This window comes from Pseudomonas sp. TH07 (assembly GCF_016651285.1).
Taxonomy (GTDB): domain Bacteria; phylum Pseudomonadota; class Gammaproteobacteria; order Pseudomonadales; family Pseudomonadaceae; genus Aquipseudomonas.
Map to the genome: position 1 here is coordinate 4458180 of NZ_JAEKED010000001.1, position 17275 is coordinate 4475454.

Annotated in this window: 18 protein-coding genes; 5 read left to right on the forward strand and 13 right to left on the reverse strand. The window is 63.4% G+C overall.

Translation table 11 applies throughout. The features are described from left to right. Positions 1-6: 6 nt before the first annotated feature. The 8 genes from JFU57_RS20745 to JFU57_RS20780 form a co-directional block, all read right to left on the reverse strand. Positions 7-2226, reverse strand: a complete 2220-nt coding sequence (locus JFU57_RS20745) for a TOMM precursor leader peptide-binding protein (RefSeq protein ID WP_201130626.1) — start codon at positions 2224-2226, stop codon at positions 7-9. Positions 2227-2238: 12 nt separating this feature from the next. After that, a complete protein-coding gene (locus JFU57_RS20750) occupies positions 2239-2595 on the reverse strand; it encodes a BMA_0021/BMA_0022 family TOMM bacteriocin (protein ID WP_201130627.1) in 357 nt (118 codons plus the stop codon). Positions 2596-2607: 12 nt separating this feature from the next. Continuing rightward, positions 2608-2961, reverse strand: coding sequence for a BMA_0021/BMA_0022 family TOMM bacteriocin (locus JFU57_RS20755; RefSeq protein WP_201130628.1), 354 nt, complete (start codon positions 2959-2961; stop codon positions 2608-2610). A gap of 24 nt (positions 2962-2985) precedes the next feature. Further along, the gene (locus JFU57_RS20760; RefSeq protein WP_201130629.1) at positions 2986-6864 is read right to left on the reverse strand and encodes a TOMM system kinase/cyclase fusion protein; all 3879 of its coding nucleotides are present in this window, start codon (positions 6862-6864) and stop codon (positions 2986-2988) included. Beyond that, entirely contained in the window at positions 6839-7846 is a 1008-nt protein-coding gene (locus JFU57_RS20765; protein ID WP_201130630.1) for an FHA domain-containing protein, read from the reverse strand. Before JFU57_RS20765 ends, JFU57_RS20760 begins: the two co-directional genes overlap by 26 nt. Before the next feature lie 123 nt (positions 7847-7969). Beyond that, positions 7970-8677, reverse strand: a complete 708-nt coding sequence (locus JFU57_RS20770; RefSeq protein WP_201130631.1) for a hypothetical protein — start codon at positions 8675-8677, stop codon at positions 7970-7972. Between the two features lie 141 nt (positions 8678-8818). Beyond that, entirely contained in the window at positions 8819-9496 is a 678-nt protein-coding gene (locus tag JFU57_RS20775) for a hypothetical protein (RefSeq protein WP_201130632.1), read from the reverse strand. A gap of 193 nt (positions 9497-9689) precedes the next feature. Beyond that, positions 9690-10226, reverse strand: coding sequence for a hypothetical protein (locus JFU57_RS20780; RefSeq protein ID WP_201130633.1), 537 nt, complete (start codon positions 10224-10226; stop codon positions 9690-9692). A gap of 56 nt (positions 10227-10282) precedes the next feature. Between JFU57_RS20780 and JFU57_RS20785 the strand changes: the two genes are divergently transcribed. Beyond that, on the forward strand, positions 10283-10546 hold the full coding sequence (locus JFU57_RS20785) for a hypothetical protein (protein ID WP_078471452.1): 264 nt from the start codon (positions 10283-10285) through the stop codon (positions 10544-10546). Positions 10547-10600: 54 nt separating this feature from the next. On the opposite strand, the gene JFU57_RS20790 is transcribed toward JFU57_RS20785, so the two are convergent. The 3 genes from JFU57_RS20790 to JFU57_RS20800 form a co-directional block, all read right to left on the reverse strand. Then, a complete protein-coding gene (locus JFU57_RS20790; RefSeq protein WP_078471451.1) occupies positions 10601-10840 on the reverse strand; it encodes a DUF2789 domain-containing protein in 240 nt (79 codons plus the stop codon). Between the two features lie 116 nt (positions 10841-10956). Continuing rightward, positions 10957-11355: a hypothetical protein gene (locus JFU57_RS20795; RefSeq protein ID WP_201130634.1), complete on the reverse strand. Its 399-nt coding sequence runs from the start codon at positions 11353-11355 to the stop codon at positions 10957-10959. Positions 11356-11428: 73 nt separating this feature from the next. Next, the gene (locus tag JFU57_RS20800; RefSeq protein ID WP_201130635.1) at positions 11429-11659 is read right to left on the reverse strand and encodes a hypothetical protein; all 231 of its coding nucleotides are present in this window, start codon (positions 11657-11659) and stop codon (positions 11429-11431) included. Between the two features lie 629 nt (positions 11660-12288). Between JFU57_RS20800 and JFU57_RS20805 the strand changes: the two genes are divergently transcribed. The 3 genes from JFU57_RS20805 (at position 12289) to JFU57_RS20815 (ending at position 14092) form a co-directional block, all read left to right on the forward strand. Next, a complete protein-coding gene (locus JFU57_RS20805) occupies positions 12289-12759 on the forward strand; it encodes a hypothetical protein (protein ID WP_371106562.1) in 471 nt (156 codons plus the stop codon). Further along, a complete protein-coding gene (locus tag JFU57_RS20810) occupies positions 12756-12962 on the forward strand; it encodes a hypothetical protein (protein ID WP_078471448.1) in 207 nt (68 codons plus the stop codon). Before JFU57_RS20805 ends, JFU57_RS20810 begins: the two co-directional genes overlap by 4 nt. 119 nt (positions 12963-13081) lie before the next feature. Further along, complete coding sequence (locus JFU57_RS20815) at positions 13082-14092, forward strand: ABC transporter substrate-binding protein (protein ID WP_201130636.1); 1011 nt, start codon at positions 13082-13084, stop codon at positions 14090-14092. Between the two features lie 34 nt (positions 14093-14126). Here JFU57_RS20815 and JFU57_RS20820 read toward each other — a convergent pair whose 3' ends face one another. Together JFU57_RS20820 and JFU57_RS20825 are read right to left on the reverse strand one after the other, a co-directional pair. After that, entirely contained in the window at positions 14127-16259 is a 2133-nt protein-coding gene (locus tag JFU57_RS20820) for a TonB-dependent receptor (RefSeq protein WP_201130637.1), read from the reverse strand. An 86-nt stretch (positions 16260-16345) separates the two neighbouring features. Beyond that, complete coding sequence (locus JFU57_RS20825; protein WP_201130638.1) at positions 16346-16732, reverse strand: DUF2946 domain-containing protein; 387 nt, start codon at positions 16730-16732, stop codon at positions 16346-16348. A 96-nt stretch (positions 16733-16828) separates the two neighbouring features. On the opposite strand from JFU57_RS20825, the gene JFU57_RS20830 reads away from it, so the two are divergent. After that, positions 16829-17266: a DUF3995 domain-containing protein gene (locus JFU57_RS20830; protein ID WP_201130639.1), complete on the forward strand. Its 438-nt coding sequence runs from the start codon at positions 16829-16831 to the stop codon at positions 17264-17266. Positions 17267-17275 lie beyond the last annotated feature (9 nt).

Consider the following 17275-nt stretch of genomic DNA (forward strand, 5'->3'; position numbering starts at 1 on the left):
ACGCTGCTATAGAAACAGCGGCGCCGGGTTGAGCTCGCTCTCGTCGAGGGGTGCGGTTCGCCAACCCAGGGTGCAGGGCACGTCATACAGGCGCCCGGCTGCGAAGCGCGGCCAGAAATGGCGCAGCCCGGGCACGATGGCCTGCACCACATTCAAGCCGAGATCGGGACGGGTCTTGTCCACCATCAGCCATTCCAGGCCTTGCCGTTCGAACACGCGCTGGCAGTGGTCCAAGGCCTGTTCCAGGGATTGCGCTGCTACCTGGGTGAAGTCCCGAGCCGAACGGCTGCCGAGGGGTTGCAGAAAACTGGCGTCTGCCAGCAGTTGGCGATTCCAGGGATCGGGACCGCGCACCAGCGGATCGAACAGCTGGTTGACCTCGGTCAGCGCGCGCTGCACCGCCAGGTGCGGATCGAGGTGGCAGCCGAAGCCCAGGGCGTGGCGGTCTTCCTCGGGATGCCAGGCCACGGCGGCGCACACCGGTATCTCCAGGTCGTGGGTCAGGTCCAGGACCCAGAGCTGCCAGCCGAGCCCCGCGTAGTCCGCCGCCAGTTGGTTGAAATACGGGTCGTTGAAGCTGGTCAGGTCGAGCCCCGGGCGTTGCAGCCGGTTGTACCACCAGATGGCCGTCGCATCCCGCTCCACCAACTCCAGGGTGCCCTGGAGCAACGCCTCCGCCACACTGGTGCCGGCCGCGGTGCCATTGGGGTTGTGGATGCCGAACGCCAGCCCGGACTCTTCCGGGGCCTGGGCATAGCAGTAGGCCAGGGGCACCTGGCACCAGCGCTGCTGGCTCAGGGACCAGGCCGGGGTCCAGTCGATGGCGGTCCGGTGATCCCAGGGCAGGGGTACCTGTTGCCGGACATCGCGGGTGCCGGCGTTGATCTGCTGGCGCCGGGCGAATTGCCGCTCACTGAACTGCTGCAACGGATTGAAGCCCAGGCTGGGTTCGGCAAGGTCCACCTGGCGCGCCCGGGTACGGGCCTCATCGCCCTGATAGACCCCACTGAATCGTTCCAGAGCCTCGCACAGGGCACTGGTGCGGGCCTGTTCGGCGGTCGCGCCTTTGCCGGCGCAGACCTTGTCGATGGCCAGCCCCGGGGCCTGTAGGTCGGGCCGCACCATGTAGCCGGACACATAGACCTGGCGCAGGCCGTCATGCCGCCGGGGCATGGTGTGCAGGTAGCAGATCGGCCCGGTCAGGGAGCTGACCAGATGCCGGTAGCGCTCATAGGTCCGCTGCGCGCGCTGATGGCGGTAGCCGCCTTCGAGCCGCTGGCCGGGCGCAGCCTTCAGGCAAGGCTGGCGCCAGGCCTGGAGAGTCATCAGGTCGGGCGTTCCGCAGCCTGGGCACTGGGGGCGTTTGACCAGGGTGTGGGCCTGTGTCTGCAGGGTTCGGGTGTCCAGCGACAGGATGTCCCAGGCCTGCCGGGGGCTGCCGTCCTGTTGGCTGAACCAGTGTTCGATGGCCATGATCAACAGCCCGTGGCACCCCATTTCACTGGCCGGCCCGAAGGTCAGAGGCGGGCGGGCATAGGTCGGCGACCCTTGCTGTTCCAGCCAGGTCTCCAGGGGCTTCTGGGTGCCGATCCAGAACCGCAGGCAATCGATGCAGGCGCTCTGCGGCAGTTCGATAAAGGGCCCGATGCTTGGCGTCAGGCCATTGGGCCTGGCCAGCAGCACGGGGCGGCCTTGCTGTTGCGCCTGCCGGCACAACCCGTGCAGTTCGGGGCAGCGGTAGTCATCGCACAGCACCAGCTTCAGTGCAGCGTCTGCCTGCACCTCGATCCCGGCCAATTGCAGGGCCTGCCGACATCGCTCGAAGCGTTCCAGGCTGACGCTGGCGGTGCGCACCAGATCGACCTGGCTCAGCGGTGGCTCCGCCCCATCCCGCCCTGAAGCCTGGCGCCAGAAGGCCTGTTCGGCGCGGGCCTCGTCGCTCTGTGGCGGTGCGTGCAGCTGGATGTAGGCGGCGTGCGCCAGGGCTTGCAGGATGCTTTCTACTTGCGGGCCGTCGAGACGCCCCGCCAATTGATCAATGATCTGCGAGCCGGTATGCCCCCCATCGATCAGGGGGGCTACCAGCCCCAGACCCTTGAGCCGGATCAGGGCGCGCCTGGACTCACTCACCACCACCAGGCTGTCGTCGTCCAGCCGATGCAAGGCAAAGCCTGGCGCGATTCTGGGGCAGGTTTGTGGTGCCCGCGGGCGTATCTGATCCGGCATGACGCAAGGTCCTCAGCAGCAGGTAAACAGGTAGATCGGCCCGGCGTCGTTGTAGGCCGCCAGCGCAATGGCCTGCTCCTCAAGAGCAGGCGTCTCGGGGATGCTGAAGGTCATGCGGTTGGGCGGCAGCAACCACTCCCGGCCGTTCCAGCCCTGGCTGGGGTCGCAGGGGGTAATCACCAGGTCGATGTTCCACGGCACGATATAGCCGAAGTAGTCGATCAGGGCCTGTTTCGGCGATTCGATAAACAGCTGGCGGAAAGCCACGCTGATGTCGTTGTCACCCCAGGACAGGGCCACGGCGCGCAAATAGACTTCGGAGAATTCAAGCAGCACTTCCTGGCTGGGTACTTCGTTGAGGCGTGGCATGGCGTGGCTCCTTCAGCGGGTCTGGGGTTGCAGGAAGGTCAGGAACTGCAGGTTGTAGGCCGCCAGGGCCTCGGCCTGCTGATTCGCCGGTGGCGCCGGGGGCAGGTGCAGTTGCAGGCGGTCGGTTTTCTTCACCAGCCAGTCGACCACGGTTTCCGGACGGAACTCGGCGTTGTCGAAGATCACGTCGATTTCCAGGGCGAAGGGGATTTCATAGTTCAGGTACTGGCGCACCGCCGCCCGGGGGTTTTCCCGGAGTGCGGCCTTGAAGCCCTCGTCCTGCCAGGCCAGGGCCACGGCGCGAATGACTTGGGCGCGGTACAGCAAAAATTCGTCGTATACCGACGTTGAGACCTTGTGCTCCATGACAACTCCTTGTTTGCAGCGCGGTTAGTGAAACAAATTGCTCATGTCCTTTTGTGCATCGCGCCGGGAACGCGACATCTGCATCTGTTCGGCCAGGGCGCAGGCCTGTTGCAGGGTGTCGGCAATCTCCGTGGCATTGCGCTGGGCCCCCTGGCGCGACAGCACCCGGGCTTTCAGACGCAGCAGTTCGGGCTGGTAGTAGCGTTCGCCCAGTTCGTCGCACAGCGCCAGGCTGCTGTTGCACAGGCTCAGGGCCTCGGCCTGATGGCCCTGGTGGGACTGGATGTCGGCCATCAAGCCGTGGAAGTAGGTATGCCCCAGCAGGCAGCCCAGTTGCCGCAACTGGTCGATGGTGCGGCTGGCCCTGGCGAATGAGGCCTGGGTCCAGCTTTGAATCAACTCGCCGTAGGCCCCGTATGCCGGCAAGCCATAGGTCGTGGCCAGCTCCACCAGTTGTCCGCAGACCTGTGCGGTCTGCTGCAGGTCGCCGGCGTACTGGTGGATATAGGCCTGGTACATCAGGGCCAGGCCCAGGGAAGGCACATGATCGAGCTCGCGGGCCTGGCGCACGGCATCCGCGGCCAGACCGTGGGCCAGGCTGTCGTCGGTGTGGGTAAACCAGGTGACGCAGGCCAGCACCGATTGCGCCCAGATGCCGCAGTCCAGGCCGTACAACAGGGTCTGTTCCACGCGCTGGGATGACCGGGGCAGCGCCACGGCCTGTTGCAGGTGCTCGCGCGCCAGGCCGTAGTGGCCGTCGATCCAGGCCGCGCTGCCGGCCAGCACCAGGGCGGCGATGCGCTCCTCGCTGGAGGCGCTTTGGCGGTTATACAACTGGGCGACGATCTGCCGGACTTCGCGGCGGTGGCTGGCCACATGGTGGTAGGTCGCCAGCGACCAGAGCAGGGCGGGGGTGTGCTCGGCGTTGGTCGAGCGCAGGGCCAACTGATGAGCGCGGTTCGCGGTGTTGCGCACCCGCTCGTTGGCCCAGCCATGGCGGGCCATCAAGGCGCTGATCTTGAGGCGATAGAGGCGCAGTTCCGGGCCCTGGCGCCGGGAGCGTGGCAGCTGTTCGAGCCAGGGTTCGGCCTCGGCGATCAGGTCCAGGGCCGCGTCATACAGGGCCCGTTGCAGGGCTTGCTCGGTGGCTTGTCCACTCCAGTGCAGAGCCTGCTCATATTGGGCGGCGGCAGCGTGATGGTGCGCCAGCACGCCCTGTTCGCCCTGGCCACTGGCGCACAGGCGAGCTTCGAGAGCGGCGGCGATCCGTCCGTGTGCCTGTTCCCGGGCCGCGCGCGGCATGCTGTCGTAGGCCGCGGTGCGCAGCAGCGCGTGCTTGAAAATGTAGTGCGCATCGCCCACCTGGCGGCAGCGCGAGACCAGGCCCACGCTGAGCAGAGTCTGCAGGTGGGCGTGCAGGGTCACGTCGTCGCATGGGGCAATCTGCGCCAGCAACTCGGGGTCGAACTCACGCCCCAGCGCGGCGGCCAGTTGCGCGGTGTGCTTGGCCGCGCCGACTCGGTGCAGGCTGTGGCCGAGGGTCTCGCGCAGGCTCACCGGCAACAGCTCGCGCAGGTGCGCAGTGGCCAACTGGTAAGTGTCACCGTTCAGCACCAGGTCGCCGCGACTGCGCAGGAAGGCCACCAGTTCCTGCACGTAGAGCGGAATCCCCGCCGTGTGTTCATGGATGCTGTGCAGGGCCTGGGCGTCGATCTGTCTGCCACCCAGCAGGGGGCTCAGCAACTGTTCCAGGGTGGCGCGGTCCAGGCCGCTCAGGGGCAGGCTCGGGACCCTGGGGATCCACGGCGATTCCTCGGTTCGCGCGGTCATCACCAGGCAGATGGCGGTGCCTTGCAGCTTGGGCAGCAACTGGTCGAGGAAGGCCGCGCTGCTGGGGTCGATCCAGTGCGTATCTTCCAGCAGCAGACGCAGGGGCTGGCGCTCGCCGATGGACAGCAGCAGGCGTTCGAGGGCATCGAGCAGCATCTGCTTTTGCAGTTCGGGTGAATGTTTTTCCCAGAAACCCGGCCGCTGGGGCGCGCCGCCGATGCCCAGCCAGGAGCACAGCAGCACGCTCAGGTGATCGGCATCCAGGCCCAGTTCCTCCAGATGGCGGTGCAGGCGCTGGACGCGGTCTTGGGGCTGGGCGCTGGTGCCGCGTTCGAGATACTGGCGCACCCAGCGCAGCACCGGATACAGCGCCGCATGTTGCTGTTCCGGCTCGCACAGGCTCGACAGAATAAGGCCGTCATCGAGGGCGGCCCATTCGAACAGCAGCCTGGATTTACCGACGCCGGCTTCTCCACACAGCAGCATGGCCCGCCCGCCGTCGGCCAGGGTGTTGCGCCACAGGGCCTGCAGCGCCTGCAGTTCAACCTGGCGCCCGGCCATGGCCTCGATGCCGTGATCGAGGAAGGAAAAACCATCGCTGGCGTGCTCCCTGACCAGCAGGTAGGTCGGCGCGTCGCTTGCCATCTGAGGCATCACTTGGCTGCACTCGACAAACCTGGCCAGGGCCAGCCGGGCATCCTGGCTGAGGCGGATCTGCCCGGGAGCGGCCCGGCGTTGCAGCTCCTGGGCCCGGGCGGCGGTCTGGCTGGGCTGCATGTCGGCGCACAGCAGCACGTCGCCGACATGGATGGCGATCGACATCTCCAGCACCACACCGTGTTGCGCACGCAGCGCCTGGGCCCGGCGCCGGGTCTGGCCGATCAGTTCGAGGGCGGCGCGAGCGGCGTGCTGGCCACTGCGGTCGCTGACCCTGGGGTAGCCGAAGTAAAACAGCATGGCCGCGGCCAGCGCGCCCATGGCGTGGCCACCCAGGCGCTGGACGATGTCCAGCGAGGTGGAAAGGTGCTCACGCTGCAGGGCTTCGAGCGTCTCCAGGTCAATCGTGGTCGAGCCGGTGCGGCCCAGGCTGAGGCTGCAATAGAGGGCGGTGACCTGGCGTTTTTCGAAGGGCGCGCGCGAGGGGCTGCTGGGGTTGATCCAGGTCCGTTCGTGATCGGGAGCAGCGGGCTGATCATGTTCGGCCAGGGTCATCGGGCGCAGCAGATTGTCGACGTTGACCGACGCCAGGCGCTGGTAAAGCCCGATGGCATCCCCGGCACGAATTCGGGGTTGCTTGGCCAGCGCCGCACGCAACACCTCCTGCAAGGGATGGCCCGCCAGCCCGGGCGGCAGGGGCAGGTCCTGGGGCGTGAGCTGGGCATGGTAGATCTCGGCCAGCGTCGCGCCGTGAAAGGCCGAGCGCCCGGTCAGGCATTCGATAAACAGCAGGCCCCAGGCATAGAGGTCGGTCTTTGCCGTGGCCGGCTCGCCCCGCAGTTGTTCCGGAGCGCTATAGGAGGGGGTGCCCGTGATGTCCGTGGCGTCGAGCGGCGCGGGTACGTCATCCAGGGCCAGGCCGATGCCGAAGTCAAACAGCGTGGCGCTGGGCCTGGCGTTGGCGGCATCGATCATGATGTTCTGCGGTTTCAGGTCGCGGTGCACGATGCCCTGGGCGTGGGCGCAGGCCAGGGCGTCGAGGACCTGCAGCATGATCTGGGTCGCCTCGGCGGCCGACAGCGCACCCTGGCGCAGGATGTATTCGCGCAGGGTTTCACCGGGCAGGTATTCATAGACCGCGTAATACAGGTGTCGATTCAGCGTGCCCTTGTCCAGCAGGCGCACGATGTGGGGGTGGTGCAGACGCGCGCAAAGTGCGGTTTCGCGATCGAAGCGGGTCAGCCGAGGGGCGCTCAGGCTGCCGGCGGCATCGGGGTCCAGTTGCAGCAGCTTGATCGCGACCCACTGCCCGGTGCTGTTCTGCCGCGCCCGGAAAACCGAGGCCATGCCTCCGCTGCCGAGCAGGCCGGTGAGTTCATAGCCGGGTAGATCAAAGGACCGGGATATCGAGTTCATGGCCGAACATGCTCATCGAGGTCGGGGGGAGGTGCATGCTCGTCGCCGGCTGCCAGCGACCTTCGAGCGATGAGCCCCGCCAGACCTCGATCGCCACGCTGCCCAGGCGCACGCCGCCGCGCCTCCTTTCGATAAAGTCCTGGCCGATCAGCCCCTGGGACACCGCTTGCTGGAACTGCTTGCGCAGGCGGAACACCTGGATGTTCAGGTGCGCCTTGTCCAGGCCCAGCATGCCCACCAGGTCATCGAGCTCCAGCCAGCCCTGGGTATGGAGGTCGAAGCCCCGGGCGGCGTCGGCCAGGCGCTGGCGGGCAAGCAACAGCAGCAGGTAATGATGGGTCCTTTCCCCCAGCTCCAGGCTCTGCGCGCCGCGAAACAGGGTCAGTTGCACATGCTCTTCGTCGAGGCTGGTCTTGAAGCGCATGCAACTGCTGAGGGACGACGGCGCGCTAACCAGGGTGTTCTGCTCTTCGCTGGAGTACGACAGGCGCCAGTCCTGATGATCGAAATGCAGCAGCTCGCCATCGCGCAACGGGACCGCGCCGTCGCTGGTTTCCTGCATCCAGCAACCGTCGGGGGTGCGGTAAATGCAGCTGTAGGGCGGCCCCTCGTCGGACAGCACCAGGAAGTTGTGCAGGGTGAGCGGTTCCACGTGGGGCGCGAGGGGGATCAGCAGGTCGGCGGGCGGAGCCAGGTCGACCACACGCCAGGGCGTGGCATCGAGCATGCCGAAACGGATTTCGTCGCCGAGCTTGATGGCTACCGGTTGGTGTCGGGTCAGGGGCTGTTCGTTGAGCAGGCAGCCGTTGCGGCTCTGGTCGGTCAGCAACCACTGCTGGGAGCTCCAGCGAACGGTGGCGTGCAGCAGGGAAATATCGATGGCGGTCAGTGGGCTGTCACAGCGCTGGGCGAGTCGGCCGAATACATGACAAGACTTGAGCGCGTGCAATGCGCCCGTCGACGAATTCAACAAAATGGCCATGGCTCAGCTCCCTGCTTAGACAAGTTCCCGAGCGGAGTATCCATGGAAGTTCAGCCGCTGCAAATCTGTTTCAGAAAATTCTGTGCGTTGTAAGGATTTATCTGAAATGGCGGAAATATGGCATTAGGCCTGCATGGTATTGGGGCGCGCCTGTTCGGCCGGGTTGTAGGTGATCGGACTGGCCTGCGTAGTCTGGGTCATGCTGGCAGGCTGGATCGGGCTGCCGCTTTGCAAGGTCCAGGTGCCGTCGAGATTGTAGAGCGCGGTCATGCTGTAGACGCCGGGGGGGAAGGTGATCTGCTGGGACAGGTTCAAGGCTTCCGGATCGATGACGTCATTGGTCGCACCGTTGTAACCGAAGCTGATCCAGTACGTCAGCGCACCGGTGCAGGGGGTGAAGGTGCCCAACTGATTGGGTTGGGGTTTTACGCCAAAGGTCCCGGCGCCATCCAGGCCGATGCCGCAGATCACATTGTTGACCGGTGCGACCGTCGCATCGGCCTTGATCACCAGAGCCCCGGCGGTTCCCGAGCTGGGTTTGGAGAACGTATAGCCGTACTGGTTCTGGCTGAGGGTGACCTGGTTGCCGGGAGGCGCGGCAATGATTTGCTGGGTCAGGGGGCTGTCGTAGTCGAACCAGACCAAGTCGTAGCTCAGGCTCCAGACGAACTTGATCTGCGTTCCCGGGTTGGCTCCCATCACCATCCAGGCCAGGGTCTGGAGGGCGTCGCTGTTATTGAACGTGACGTTGGCCAGGTCCTGATACACACATACGTTGCCGCTGGATGACGAGTTGTTGATGAACCAGATCGCGTATTGCGTAGCGCTCATTGATCGTTCCTTGTCGTTTGCCCCTGACAGCGGATCGGGGCGTCCGGACGATAGCCCAGGGTAGTTCCTCGGTGTTGGCGGGCGTTCCAGCGCTTGAGCGCGCCACGGCTGCTGGACGCCGCCAACGGATGGAGCTCGGTTTTACTGAGGGTTGATGCCCCAGGTGCCGTCGATGTTATAGGTCACATCGAAGGTGGTATGCCCGGTAGTGGTATCGCAGGCGGCCGAGAGGTTGGAGGCGCTGGAGAAGTTGATCACCGTCCCTGCCTGGTAGCTGCCGGTCTGTACGTAGAACACCAGGACGGGCTGGCAATCGACGAACTGATTGGGTTGGGCCACCACGAAGTTCGACACGGTAGCGGGTCCACCGGCGGCATTCTGGATGGCCGAGCCGATGTTGAAGTTGCCGGTGGTAAAGGGGTTGTAGGTGGGGGCAATGATGCGAAATGCGCCCGGCTGCACGCCTGTCTGTGAAAACGCCGGGGTCAGGCCCAACGGCGAAACGCTCAGGTTGGTGGCGTTACCGACTGGGGGGGTGTTTGCAGGTGTCAGGTTGATCGGTTGGCTGGAGGTGGTCCCGCCGGAAACATGGCCGACGGTGGGCGGTGCGGTCTGGGTCTGGGCACCGGCAAAGTACTGCTGGTTCATCTGAAAGGTCAGGACCGAGCCGGAGGTGCTGTACGGCTGCAACTGTGAATGGAACAGGCTGTTGGAATAAACACTTCCTCCACCGACATAGTTGGCGGGAGACTGGAAGAAGAAAAAGTCTTGTGCGATTTGCGAATTGTTGGTCACGTTGATGGTATAGGTAGTGCTCATGTCAATGCCCTTTTAGTTTGAATTTTAGTTGCAAGTGTTGTGAGTCAAACCTGCAATAAGCAGGTCAACCTTATGGGTGTGCAGAACGTGAGGTTTATCTCGAAGTCATAGGTTTGTTGTTCGAGATGAAACTTTTGTTTGCCAGGAGAACGTATCTTTCTCGCGTTGTTTTCAGCAATTACAAATGATTACATCAGTTGTAATTTTCTGCATTGAATGAACAGGCCTGCAGGAAATAAGGACGTGTAATGTTGTGTAATGGTGGCTGAACGACATTATGGCTAGCGTGGGCCAGGAGCAGGGTAAGTGCTGCGGCCTTTGAGCGGCAGCACTTGTCAGGCGGGATAAGCCGTTTTCTTGAAATATTTATGAGTGAAATCAAATGGTTATTGTTATACACGCAACAAATAGAACGGCCGTCGGGCAGCGGGTTGATATCAAGCTCCACAACCAGCCAGCCATTCTGGCTACCGTGAATATAAACGCTCAAACCAATGTGGTTCTTTATACGGTACCCGTGGCTGGCAATGTAGTTCTGGATTTGATCTGCAACGGAGTGACTGCGCAGACGACTGTGCTCAATGTGGTCTATCCGGGGAATAGTTATGTCACCCAGGACAGTGACTGGCCGCTGAAGTGGGAAGTTCAGGCGAGTCAGGACGGCTTGCAGTTGGAACTGAGCAATTCGTAGAGCTTGAATGTTTTTAGCGAGTGATTGATCAAGCTCCAAACAGTGTTGTACAGAATTAACTGAGTGGCTTTTTAACTATCAATGGAGAACTGAAGATGGTTGCTAATGTGACAGTCAATATTGTCGGCGGTGCACAAGCGCAAAACACCACGGCGGTAACACTCGGTCTGGCCCGCTGGGGGCTCAATGGTGCGGCGAACTTCGGTGCGCCGCTGCCAGTGGCCAGTGGTCTGCAGACGTTGACGGTGTACAAGACTACCGCGCCGACGCAGATCAGCATCACCGTGGAGGTGCGCGATTGGGACTCCACGCTGAACATCACGGTGCAGAACGACAGCATCGCCGTCACCGTGATTTAGGCCCGCAGGCCCCGGCGGCATGAGCTGCCGGGGCCTGCGCTGATCGACCGCGCCTCAGCTGTGCTGGTGCAGGCGCAGATTCAGCTCATCCACCACCCGGGCCCAGTCGGCGTCTTCACGCAGTTGTTCCTTGAGAAATGCCGCCTGTTGCGGGGTCCAGAAGGGCGCGTCGATCAGCTTCTGATCCTCGGCCAGGGGCGAGTGCTGGGCGATGAAGCCGTCGATGGCGGCGGGTGCGGAGTCCAGCCCGAGTTGATCGAACAATCCTGTGAGGTCGTGGGTTGGCGTATCCATAGATGATCTCCTTGCGCTGAAAGTGCCCTAGGTCGGGCGAGAGGCATTCAGTGCATCTGAGGCGGGTGGGCGCCAGGAGTTCGATCGGTGAGGGCCGCAGGTTTGGATGCGCCGATTCAGGCGCTGGTGTCGACCGAGCCGATCATCGCGCTTTCAGCTTGAAACAGGGCGGTCTGGGCCATGGACAGCGCGCTGGTCAAGGCCAGGACCTGAGCGCGGGCGGCGGACACCAGCATCGCCCGCCCGGCTTCGGAACCGGATCGGGCAGCCTTGACCATTGCCAGCCGGGCAGTGGCCCGCCGCAGTTTCTGTTGCAGTTGCTCGATCTGTTTTTTCAGGCGCAGCAGGTGCTTTTTCTTCGCCAGCAGCAGGTTGTCCAGCTCATTGCCGGCGCTGGCCCGGGTGCCAAACAGGTTGCCTGAGCGCTCATCGTCTTCGGCTTGGGCGGCGGCGGTGCTGGCGGCGGGTGCCGGCGCCAGGGCGGGCAGGCGAGCCTGTGGATTCAAGTTGATCATCATGATGCTCTTAAATGGATGCTCGCCGGGGTATCGGTGGTTCAGCCAGATCCTTGATGGCTGTGTGCTGCACTCAGGACTTCAGCGCTCCCTGGTCGACTGCCAGCTTCAATGCCCTGGCGGCCTCGACGGCGGCAACGGCGGCGGTTTCCGAGGTCTTGAACCAGCGGTCCTTCTCGACCTGATGGAAGGTCACGGTGGTCAATGGGGGTTTGGCACGCATCACGATAACCGCTTGAAACTCGCCTTCGACTTCCCGGGATTCCCCACGGATGAAGAACTCGCCTATATCTAATTCCGTCACTGATGAGCCTTCCTTTGGAGATTATTGTGCGGGTGGAGCTTTGCCGTGCTGGCTGGTTTTTCGTTAACGGCGCAGTATGGCAGTTGTTGTCGCAGGAGTGCTGAGTTAACTCAGTGTCGTTTCGCGTTGAATCCTCCTACTTTGATTTGGGAATGTTCCAAGTACCTTTCCAGGACAAGGGATGTATGCAGATGCCGTGGTCAATGGTTAGAATCCCGCCACTGATTGTTTTGGCACTTTGTACTGCGGCCTGAATAATCGTACCCGGTGATCGTTTTAATACCTTGATCAGGCCTTTGCCGCCGCTTTGAATGGTCGCAAGGCATAAAGTTGCTCTAGAATTGCCCCTGTGGTCAGTGATCAGTGCTTGATCCGGGCCTTCCCATCGGCGTGGCACCAGGCGATATCGCCTTATTTACCGCCTTTGTGAGCCTGTGCTGTTTACCGGTCTTCAGTGTCACCTCCTTCAGTGTTTCAGGCGTGTCTGTATCCAGACAGGTGCTGAAGGCGTGTCCGGCCTACCTCGGGTTTTTGTGTGAACCATTGCGGCGAGAGCGCCGCTCTGGCCTTTTTTTGTGCTGCCCGTTTTTCCTGCGGGGCACTTTATCTTTTGCGTTGGGGAGCTTTCCTTGGCAGTAAGTAATCTTGAGATGCATGCTTTGTTCGTGTTGGGTGATTTGCGCGCAAAGCTGGTGAAGCAGTTTCAGTCCCGTTTTGTGTACATCACCGAGCAAACCGCCGAAGGCATTTACATTGCCGAAATCGACACCGAATCCGCCCTGGTGGTTGACGATAAACAGCGCCTGGAACTCAAGGTCGGCGATCATTTTCGCGCGGCGGTGTTGCCCAGCCGCGAAGGCGGCAAGTTCGAGATCAAGTTTCGTGAAATCAAGATCACCGTCTACGGGCTGGGCGAATACGCCTTTGTGACCAGCGCCGACGGGCACGGGATCCTGTTCAAGGAAGGTCACACCGTGGTCATGGTGTTCGCCGCCCACGAACAACTGCAAGAAGGCCTGACCAAGACCCTGAAGGCCGTGACCGGCAAGGCCGCCAAATGGCGCAAGGGTGAACTGGTGACCTTCAAGGCCAGCGAGTGACGAGCGCCAGTCGCGCCGAGTTTCATCAGCAGCACCAGGAACTCGCCCGCGCCGAAGCCCAGCGCCTGTTCGCGCAAAAGGCCGTGCTGCAAGGCGCCTGGCTGAACTGGGTGGCGGCACAACTGTACAACCTGCGTCCGGCGCCCTACGCCAGCATGGTGCGTCGGGAACTCCAGCAGTTGCAGGCCCCCGCCGAAAAATAGCCGCCAGGCTTCGAAAACCGGAACCTCTACTACAGTCTGTTGACTGAATATTCAGAGGCTTCCGGCTCTGTGCTGGAAGACCATTCTGCTAACGCTATGAAAGCACGGGGTGCACAGGCATGAAGGGACTTCGAGCGCTGGTGGTCGGTACGTTGTTCACATTCGGCTCGACGCTGGGGCTGCCAGCCACGGCCGCGCAGGCGCCGATCCATTTCGCCGACCTGAACTGGGAAAGCGGCAGCCTGATCACCGAGATCCTGCGCACCCTGGTCGAGACCGGGTACGGCCTGCCCACCGACACCTTGCCGGGCACCACTATTACCCTGGAAACCGCCCTGGCCAATAACGATATCCAGGTCATCGGCGAAGAGTGGGCCGGACGCAGCCCGGTATGGGTCAAGGCCGAGGCTGAGGGCAAGGTCCTGGCCCTGGGCGACACGGTCAAGGGGGCCACCGAAGGCTGGTGGGTGCCGGAGTACGTGATCAAGGGCGACCCGGCCCGCGGCATCAAGCCTCTGGCGCCGGACCTGCGCAGCGTCAGTGACCTGCCGCGCTACAAGGACGTGTTCAAGGACCCGGAGAGCCCGGACAAGGGGCGCTTTCTCAATAGCCCCATCGGCTGGACCTCGGAAGTGGTCAACCAGCAGAAGCTCAAGGCTTACGGCCTGGCCGACAGCTATGTGAATTTTCGCAGCGGCTCCGGCGCGGCCCTGGATGCGGAAATCAGCTCGTCGATCCGCCGTGGCAAACCGGTGCTGTTCTACTACTGGTCGCCGACCCCACTGATCGGTCGCTTCAAGCTGGTGCAGCTGGAAGAGCCGGCCTTCGACGCCGAGGCCTGGAAGACCCTGACCGACGCCGACAACCCCCATCCCAAGCCCACCCGTTCCCTGGCCTCGAAACTGTCGATTGGGGTGTCTGCGCCCTTCAAACAGCAGTACCCGCAGATTGCCGAGACCTTCAGCAAGGTCACCCTGCCCATCGAGCCCCTGAACAAGGCCCTGGCCGAGATGAGTGAAAAGCACGGCGATCCGCGCCAGGCAGCCCAGGCGTTCCTCAAGCAACACCCGGACCTGTGGCGCGCCTGGCTGCCCAAGGACATTGCCGACAAGGTTGCCGCCGCGCTGTAGGCCGGCGGCGGGTCGGTGAGAGGGCGGTGGTGGCTCAGAAGCGGGTCTGCACCGCCAGCTCAAAGGTGCGTGGGGTGCCCAGGTAGTAGGCCGGTGAGACGTGGGCGTATTCGGCGTAGACCTGGTTGGTGAGGTTGCGTATGCGGCCGGTGACGCTGGTCTGTGAGTCGACCTTGTAGGTCAGGAAGCTCCCATACAGCGTGTATGACGGCACGGTAAGGGTGTTGGCGTTGTCGGCGAACACCGAGGCCACGTGCCGCGCATCGACCCCGGTTTGCCAGCGCGCTGTCAGGTCATAGGTCAGCCACAGGTTTCCCACCCGGTCCGGCACGTTGACCGGGGTATTGCCCTTGCGCGAGACCACGTTGCCGGCGGCATCTTTCTCGTTGAACTCGTCATACCGGGCATCGACCCAGGCGAAGTTGCCCTCCAGCAGCAGGTTGGGGCTCAAGTGCAGCGAGCTGGCCAGTTCCACGCCCCGCGAACGCTGCTGGCCTACCGCAATGCTGTTGCTTGGATCCTGCGGGTCGGTCACCGAAAAGTCCTGGCGCTCGATGCGGTAGGCCGCCAGCGTGGCCGAGCCCCGGCCGTCCAGGTAGTCGAATTTGCTGCCGATCTCCCATTGCTTGCCGGTCGATACGTCGAAGTTCTGGGTGCCATTGGGCTGTTCGGCGGCCGTGCTGTACAGCACGTAGACGTTGGCGCTGGGGATGAACTGGTAGGTCAGGCCGAGGCGCCCGGTGACCGGCTCCCAGCGTCGCGTGAGATGACGCGGGTTGCTGGGCGTGACTTCACGGTGGTTGGTCAGGTCCAGTTCGATCGCGTCGTAGCGCAGGCCGCTCACCAGCGCCAGGCGTTCGGTCAGCGCCAGGCGGTTCTCGGCGAACAGCGCCCGGGTCGTGACCTCATTGGTCTTGTCGGCGACAAAGCCCTGGCGGGTCTGTGGCAGGTCATAGAAGTGCCCGGGCAAGTAGTTATCGGGATCGACACTGTTGGCGGCCTTGACGTTGAGCGGCGAACTGGTGAGGCGGTTGACCTTGTACTCGAAGCCGCTGGACCAGGTGCTGTCGAGGCCGAACAGCTGGCCCTCGTGGCGCAATTGGAACTGGTTGCCGTTCTGCTCGCCCTGGTGCCGCACCTGATAGGCGGTGGAGCGATTCACCCGGCTGTTGTCGGCGTTGTACTGGTAGGTCTCGAGGTTGCGGTAATCGCGCTGGCTGTCCAGGTGGTAGAGGGTGTTGCTCAGGCTGGTGCTGTCGTTGATCCGGTAGTCGATGATCGATCGCACCCAGATCGTGCGCTGCTCGTAGCGGCCGTCCGCGACGTTGTAGTTGTTGAAGCGGTTGTGCTTGTCGATCTTCAGTTCGCCGGCCTTGGGGTTGAGCACCGGAGTGCCCCAGTAGGGGCTGTCCTGGTGCTCGTCCTGGTACTCCAGGGCCAGGGTGTGGGACAGGTCCGGGGTCAGGTCGCTGAGCAGGGAAAATGCCAGGCTCCAGGCATCGCCCTGCTGGCGGTCGATATAGCCATTGCTGGTGTTGTGGCTGAGGTCCAGGCGCGCGTAGTGCTGGACCTCGGCGCCCGCGTCGCTGAGGGCATGGTTGAGGCCGAAGGCGGTCTGGGTCGTGTCGTAGGTGGCGTAGCTGATTCGGCCCTCGGCCGCCTGTTCCTGGCGGTTGGCCAGTTTGCTCACGTAGTTCAGCGAACCGCCCACCGAGCCTGCGCCATTGACCAGGGAGGCCGGGCCACCGAGCAACTCGACCCGGTCGTAGATCCAGGCATCCACCGGCCGCGCCAGGCCGCTGGAGACGTTGATGCCGTTGAACATCTGGGTGATCTGGCTGTTGCTGAAACCCCGGTAGGAGACAAATCCGCCAAAGCCCGGCGGAGCGCTGGCATTGACCCCGGGCAGGCTGTTGGCTGCGTCCTGGAAAGTCCGCGCGCCGTGGCGCTGCATATCGCTGCGATTGGCCACGGCCACCGAGGCCGGGGTCTGCCGCAGGCTCAGGCCCAGGCGCGAAGCGATGCCCCCGGCTTGGTCGAGGGCCAGGCCCGGTTCGGCCTCCTGTTCGCCGTCGATGGTGATCGGGGCCAGGTCGAGGCTGGCTTGCGCCCAGGCGTTGGCGGACAGGCAGCCGAACAGGCCGGCCAGCAAAGGAAGGTGTTTCATCGAAGTATCCTGAATTCTTGGCTAGGAATCAGCCCACGGCCGAACGCCACGCGTTGGCGCGGTGGGCAGGTGGTCGAGCGAAAGAGTCAGGCGACAGGTGGGGCGCGCGGGTGGGCCGTGGGCCAGAGGAAGCGGGTGGGGATTTCAGCGCTGGCGATCGGCGCCGGGGGCGGGCTGTGCTGCTCCGGCAGGATCGCCAGGGTCAGGCTGGAGTTGAGTGCCGGGCCCATGCCGCCACTGGAACACAGCGGACAACCGAAGGCCTTGGACAGGGTCGGCAGCGACTCATCGCCGGGGCTCACGGGGCTCGGTGCCTGGGTCTGCGGGTCGACCGCACAGAACTGGCCGCCGATGCCGTTGAGCTGCATGCCGACCATTTGCCCGTGACCGATGCTGCAGGCGAACACGTTGAACAGGACGCAGCAATAGAGCATCCAGGCCAGCAGTGAGCGGTCGGTTCGGGCAAGTTTCATGGGGCGGCACTTTACCATCGGTGCGACTGAAAGCACTTACAAAAACGTCCGGGGCGGTCCATTCTTCAGCGACATTTTTGTCAGGGATGTCTGAGCATGAGCCTTTTGGTCGCGCAAGGAACAGCCACGGTTTTGATCCTGATTGCCTTGGTTCATCTGTACTGGGCCCTGGGCGGGCGGCTTGGCAGCGAGGCGGTGGTGCCCCAGGTGGCGGGTGCGGCACCGGGCCAGTGGCAGCCGGCGTTCCGGCCGACGGCATGGATCACCGCGCTGGTGGCCCTGGGGTTGTTGTTGATTGCGCTGCTGGTGTGCCTGCGGGTCGGGCTGTTTCTGCCGCTGCTGGGCCAGCCGTGGTTGCAGTGGTTGATCAGTGCAATTGCGCTGTTGATGTTCGCCCGGGCCATTGGCGATTCGAGCCTGGTGGGCTTCTTCAAGGAGCCCAGCCCGTCGCGCTTCGCACGGCTCGACAGCCTGGTCTATTCGCCGCTGTGCGTGGCGCTGGGGGCCGGCCTGCTGGTGGTGGCGTGGAACTGAGGCAGCGGG

Coding starts and splice junctions, on each gene's coding strand:
- JFU57_RS20745 (WP_201130626.1), bottom strand. CDS start 2,226: ATGCCGGATCAGATACGCCCGCGGGCACCACAAACCTGCCCCAGAATC.
- JFU57_RS20750 (WP_201130627.1), bottom strand. CDS start 2,595: ATGCCACGCCTCAACGAAGTACCCAGCCAGGAAGTGCTGCTTGAATTC.
- JFU57_RS20755 (WP_201130628.1), bottom strand. CDS start 2,961: ATGGAGCACAAGGTCTCAACGTCGGTATACGACGAATTTTTGCTGTAC.
- JFU57_RS20760 (WP_201130629.1), bottom strand. CDS start 6,864: ATGAACTCGATATCCCGGTCCTTTGATCTACCCGGCTATGAACTCACC.
- JFU57_RS20765 (WP_201130630.1), bottom strand. CDS start 7,846: ATGGCCATTTTGTTGAATTCGTCGACGGGCGCATTGCACGCGCTCAAG.
- JFU57_RS20770 (WP_201130631.1), bottom strand. CDS start 8,677: ATGAGCGCTACGCAATACGCGATCTGGTTCATCAACAACTCGTCATCC.
- JFU57_RS20775 (WP_201130632.1), bottom strand. CDS start 9,496: ATGAGCACTACCTATACCATCAACGTGACCAACAATTCGCAAATCGCA.
- JFU57_RS20785 (WP_078471452.1), top strand. CDS start 10,283: ATGGTTGCTAATGTGACAGTCAATATTGTCGGCGGTGCACAAGCGCAA.
- JFU57_RS20790 (WP_078471451.1), bottom strand. CDS start 10,840: ATGGATACGCCAACCCACGACCTCACAGGATTGTTCGATCAACTCGGG.
- JFU57_RS20795 (WP_201130634.1), bottom strand. CDS start 11,355: ATGATCAACTTGAATCCACAGGCTCGCCTGCCCGCCCTGGCGCCGGCA.
- JFU57_RS20815 (WP_201130636.1), top strand. CDS start 13,082: ATGAAGGGACTTCGAGCGCTGGTGGTCGGTACGTTGTTCACATTCGGC.
- JFU57_RS20820 (WP_201130637.1), bottom strand. CDS start 16,259: ATGAAACACCTTCCTTTGCTGGCCGGCCTGTTCGGCTGCCTGTCCGCC.
- JFU57_RS20825 (WP_201130638.1), bottom strand. CDS start 16,732: ATGAAACTTGCCCGAACCGACCGCTCACTGCTGGCCTGGATGCTCTAT.
- JFU57_RS20830 (WP_201130639.1), top strand. CDS start 16,829: ATGAGCCTTTTGGTCGCGCAAGGAACAGCCACGGTTTTGATCCTGATT.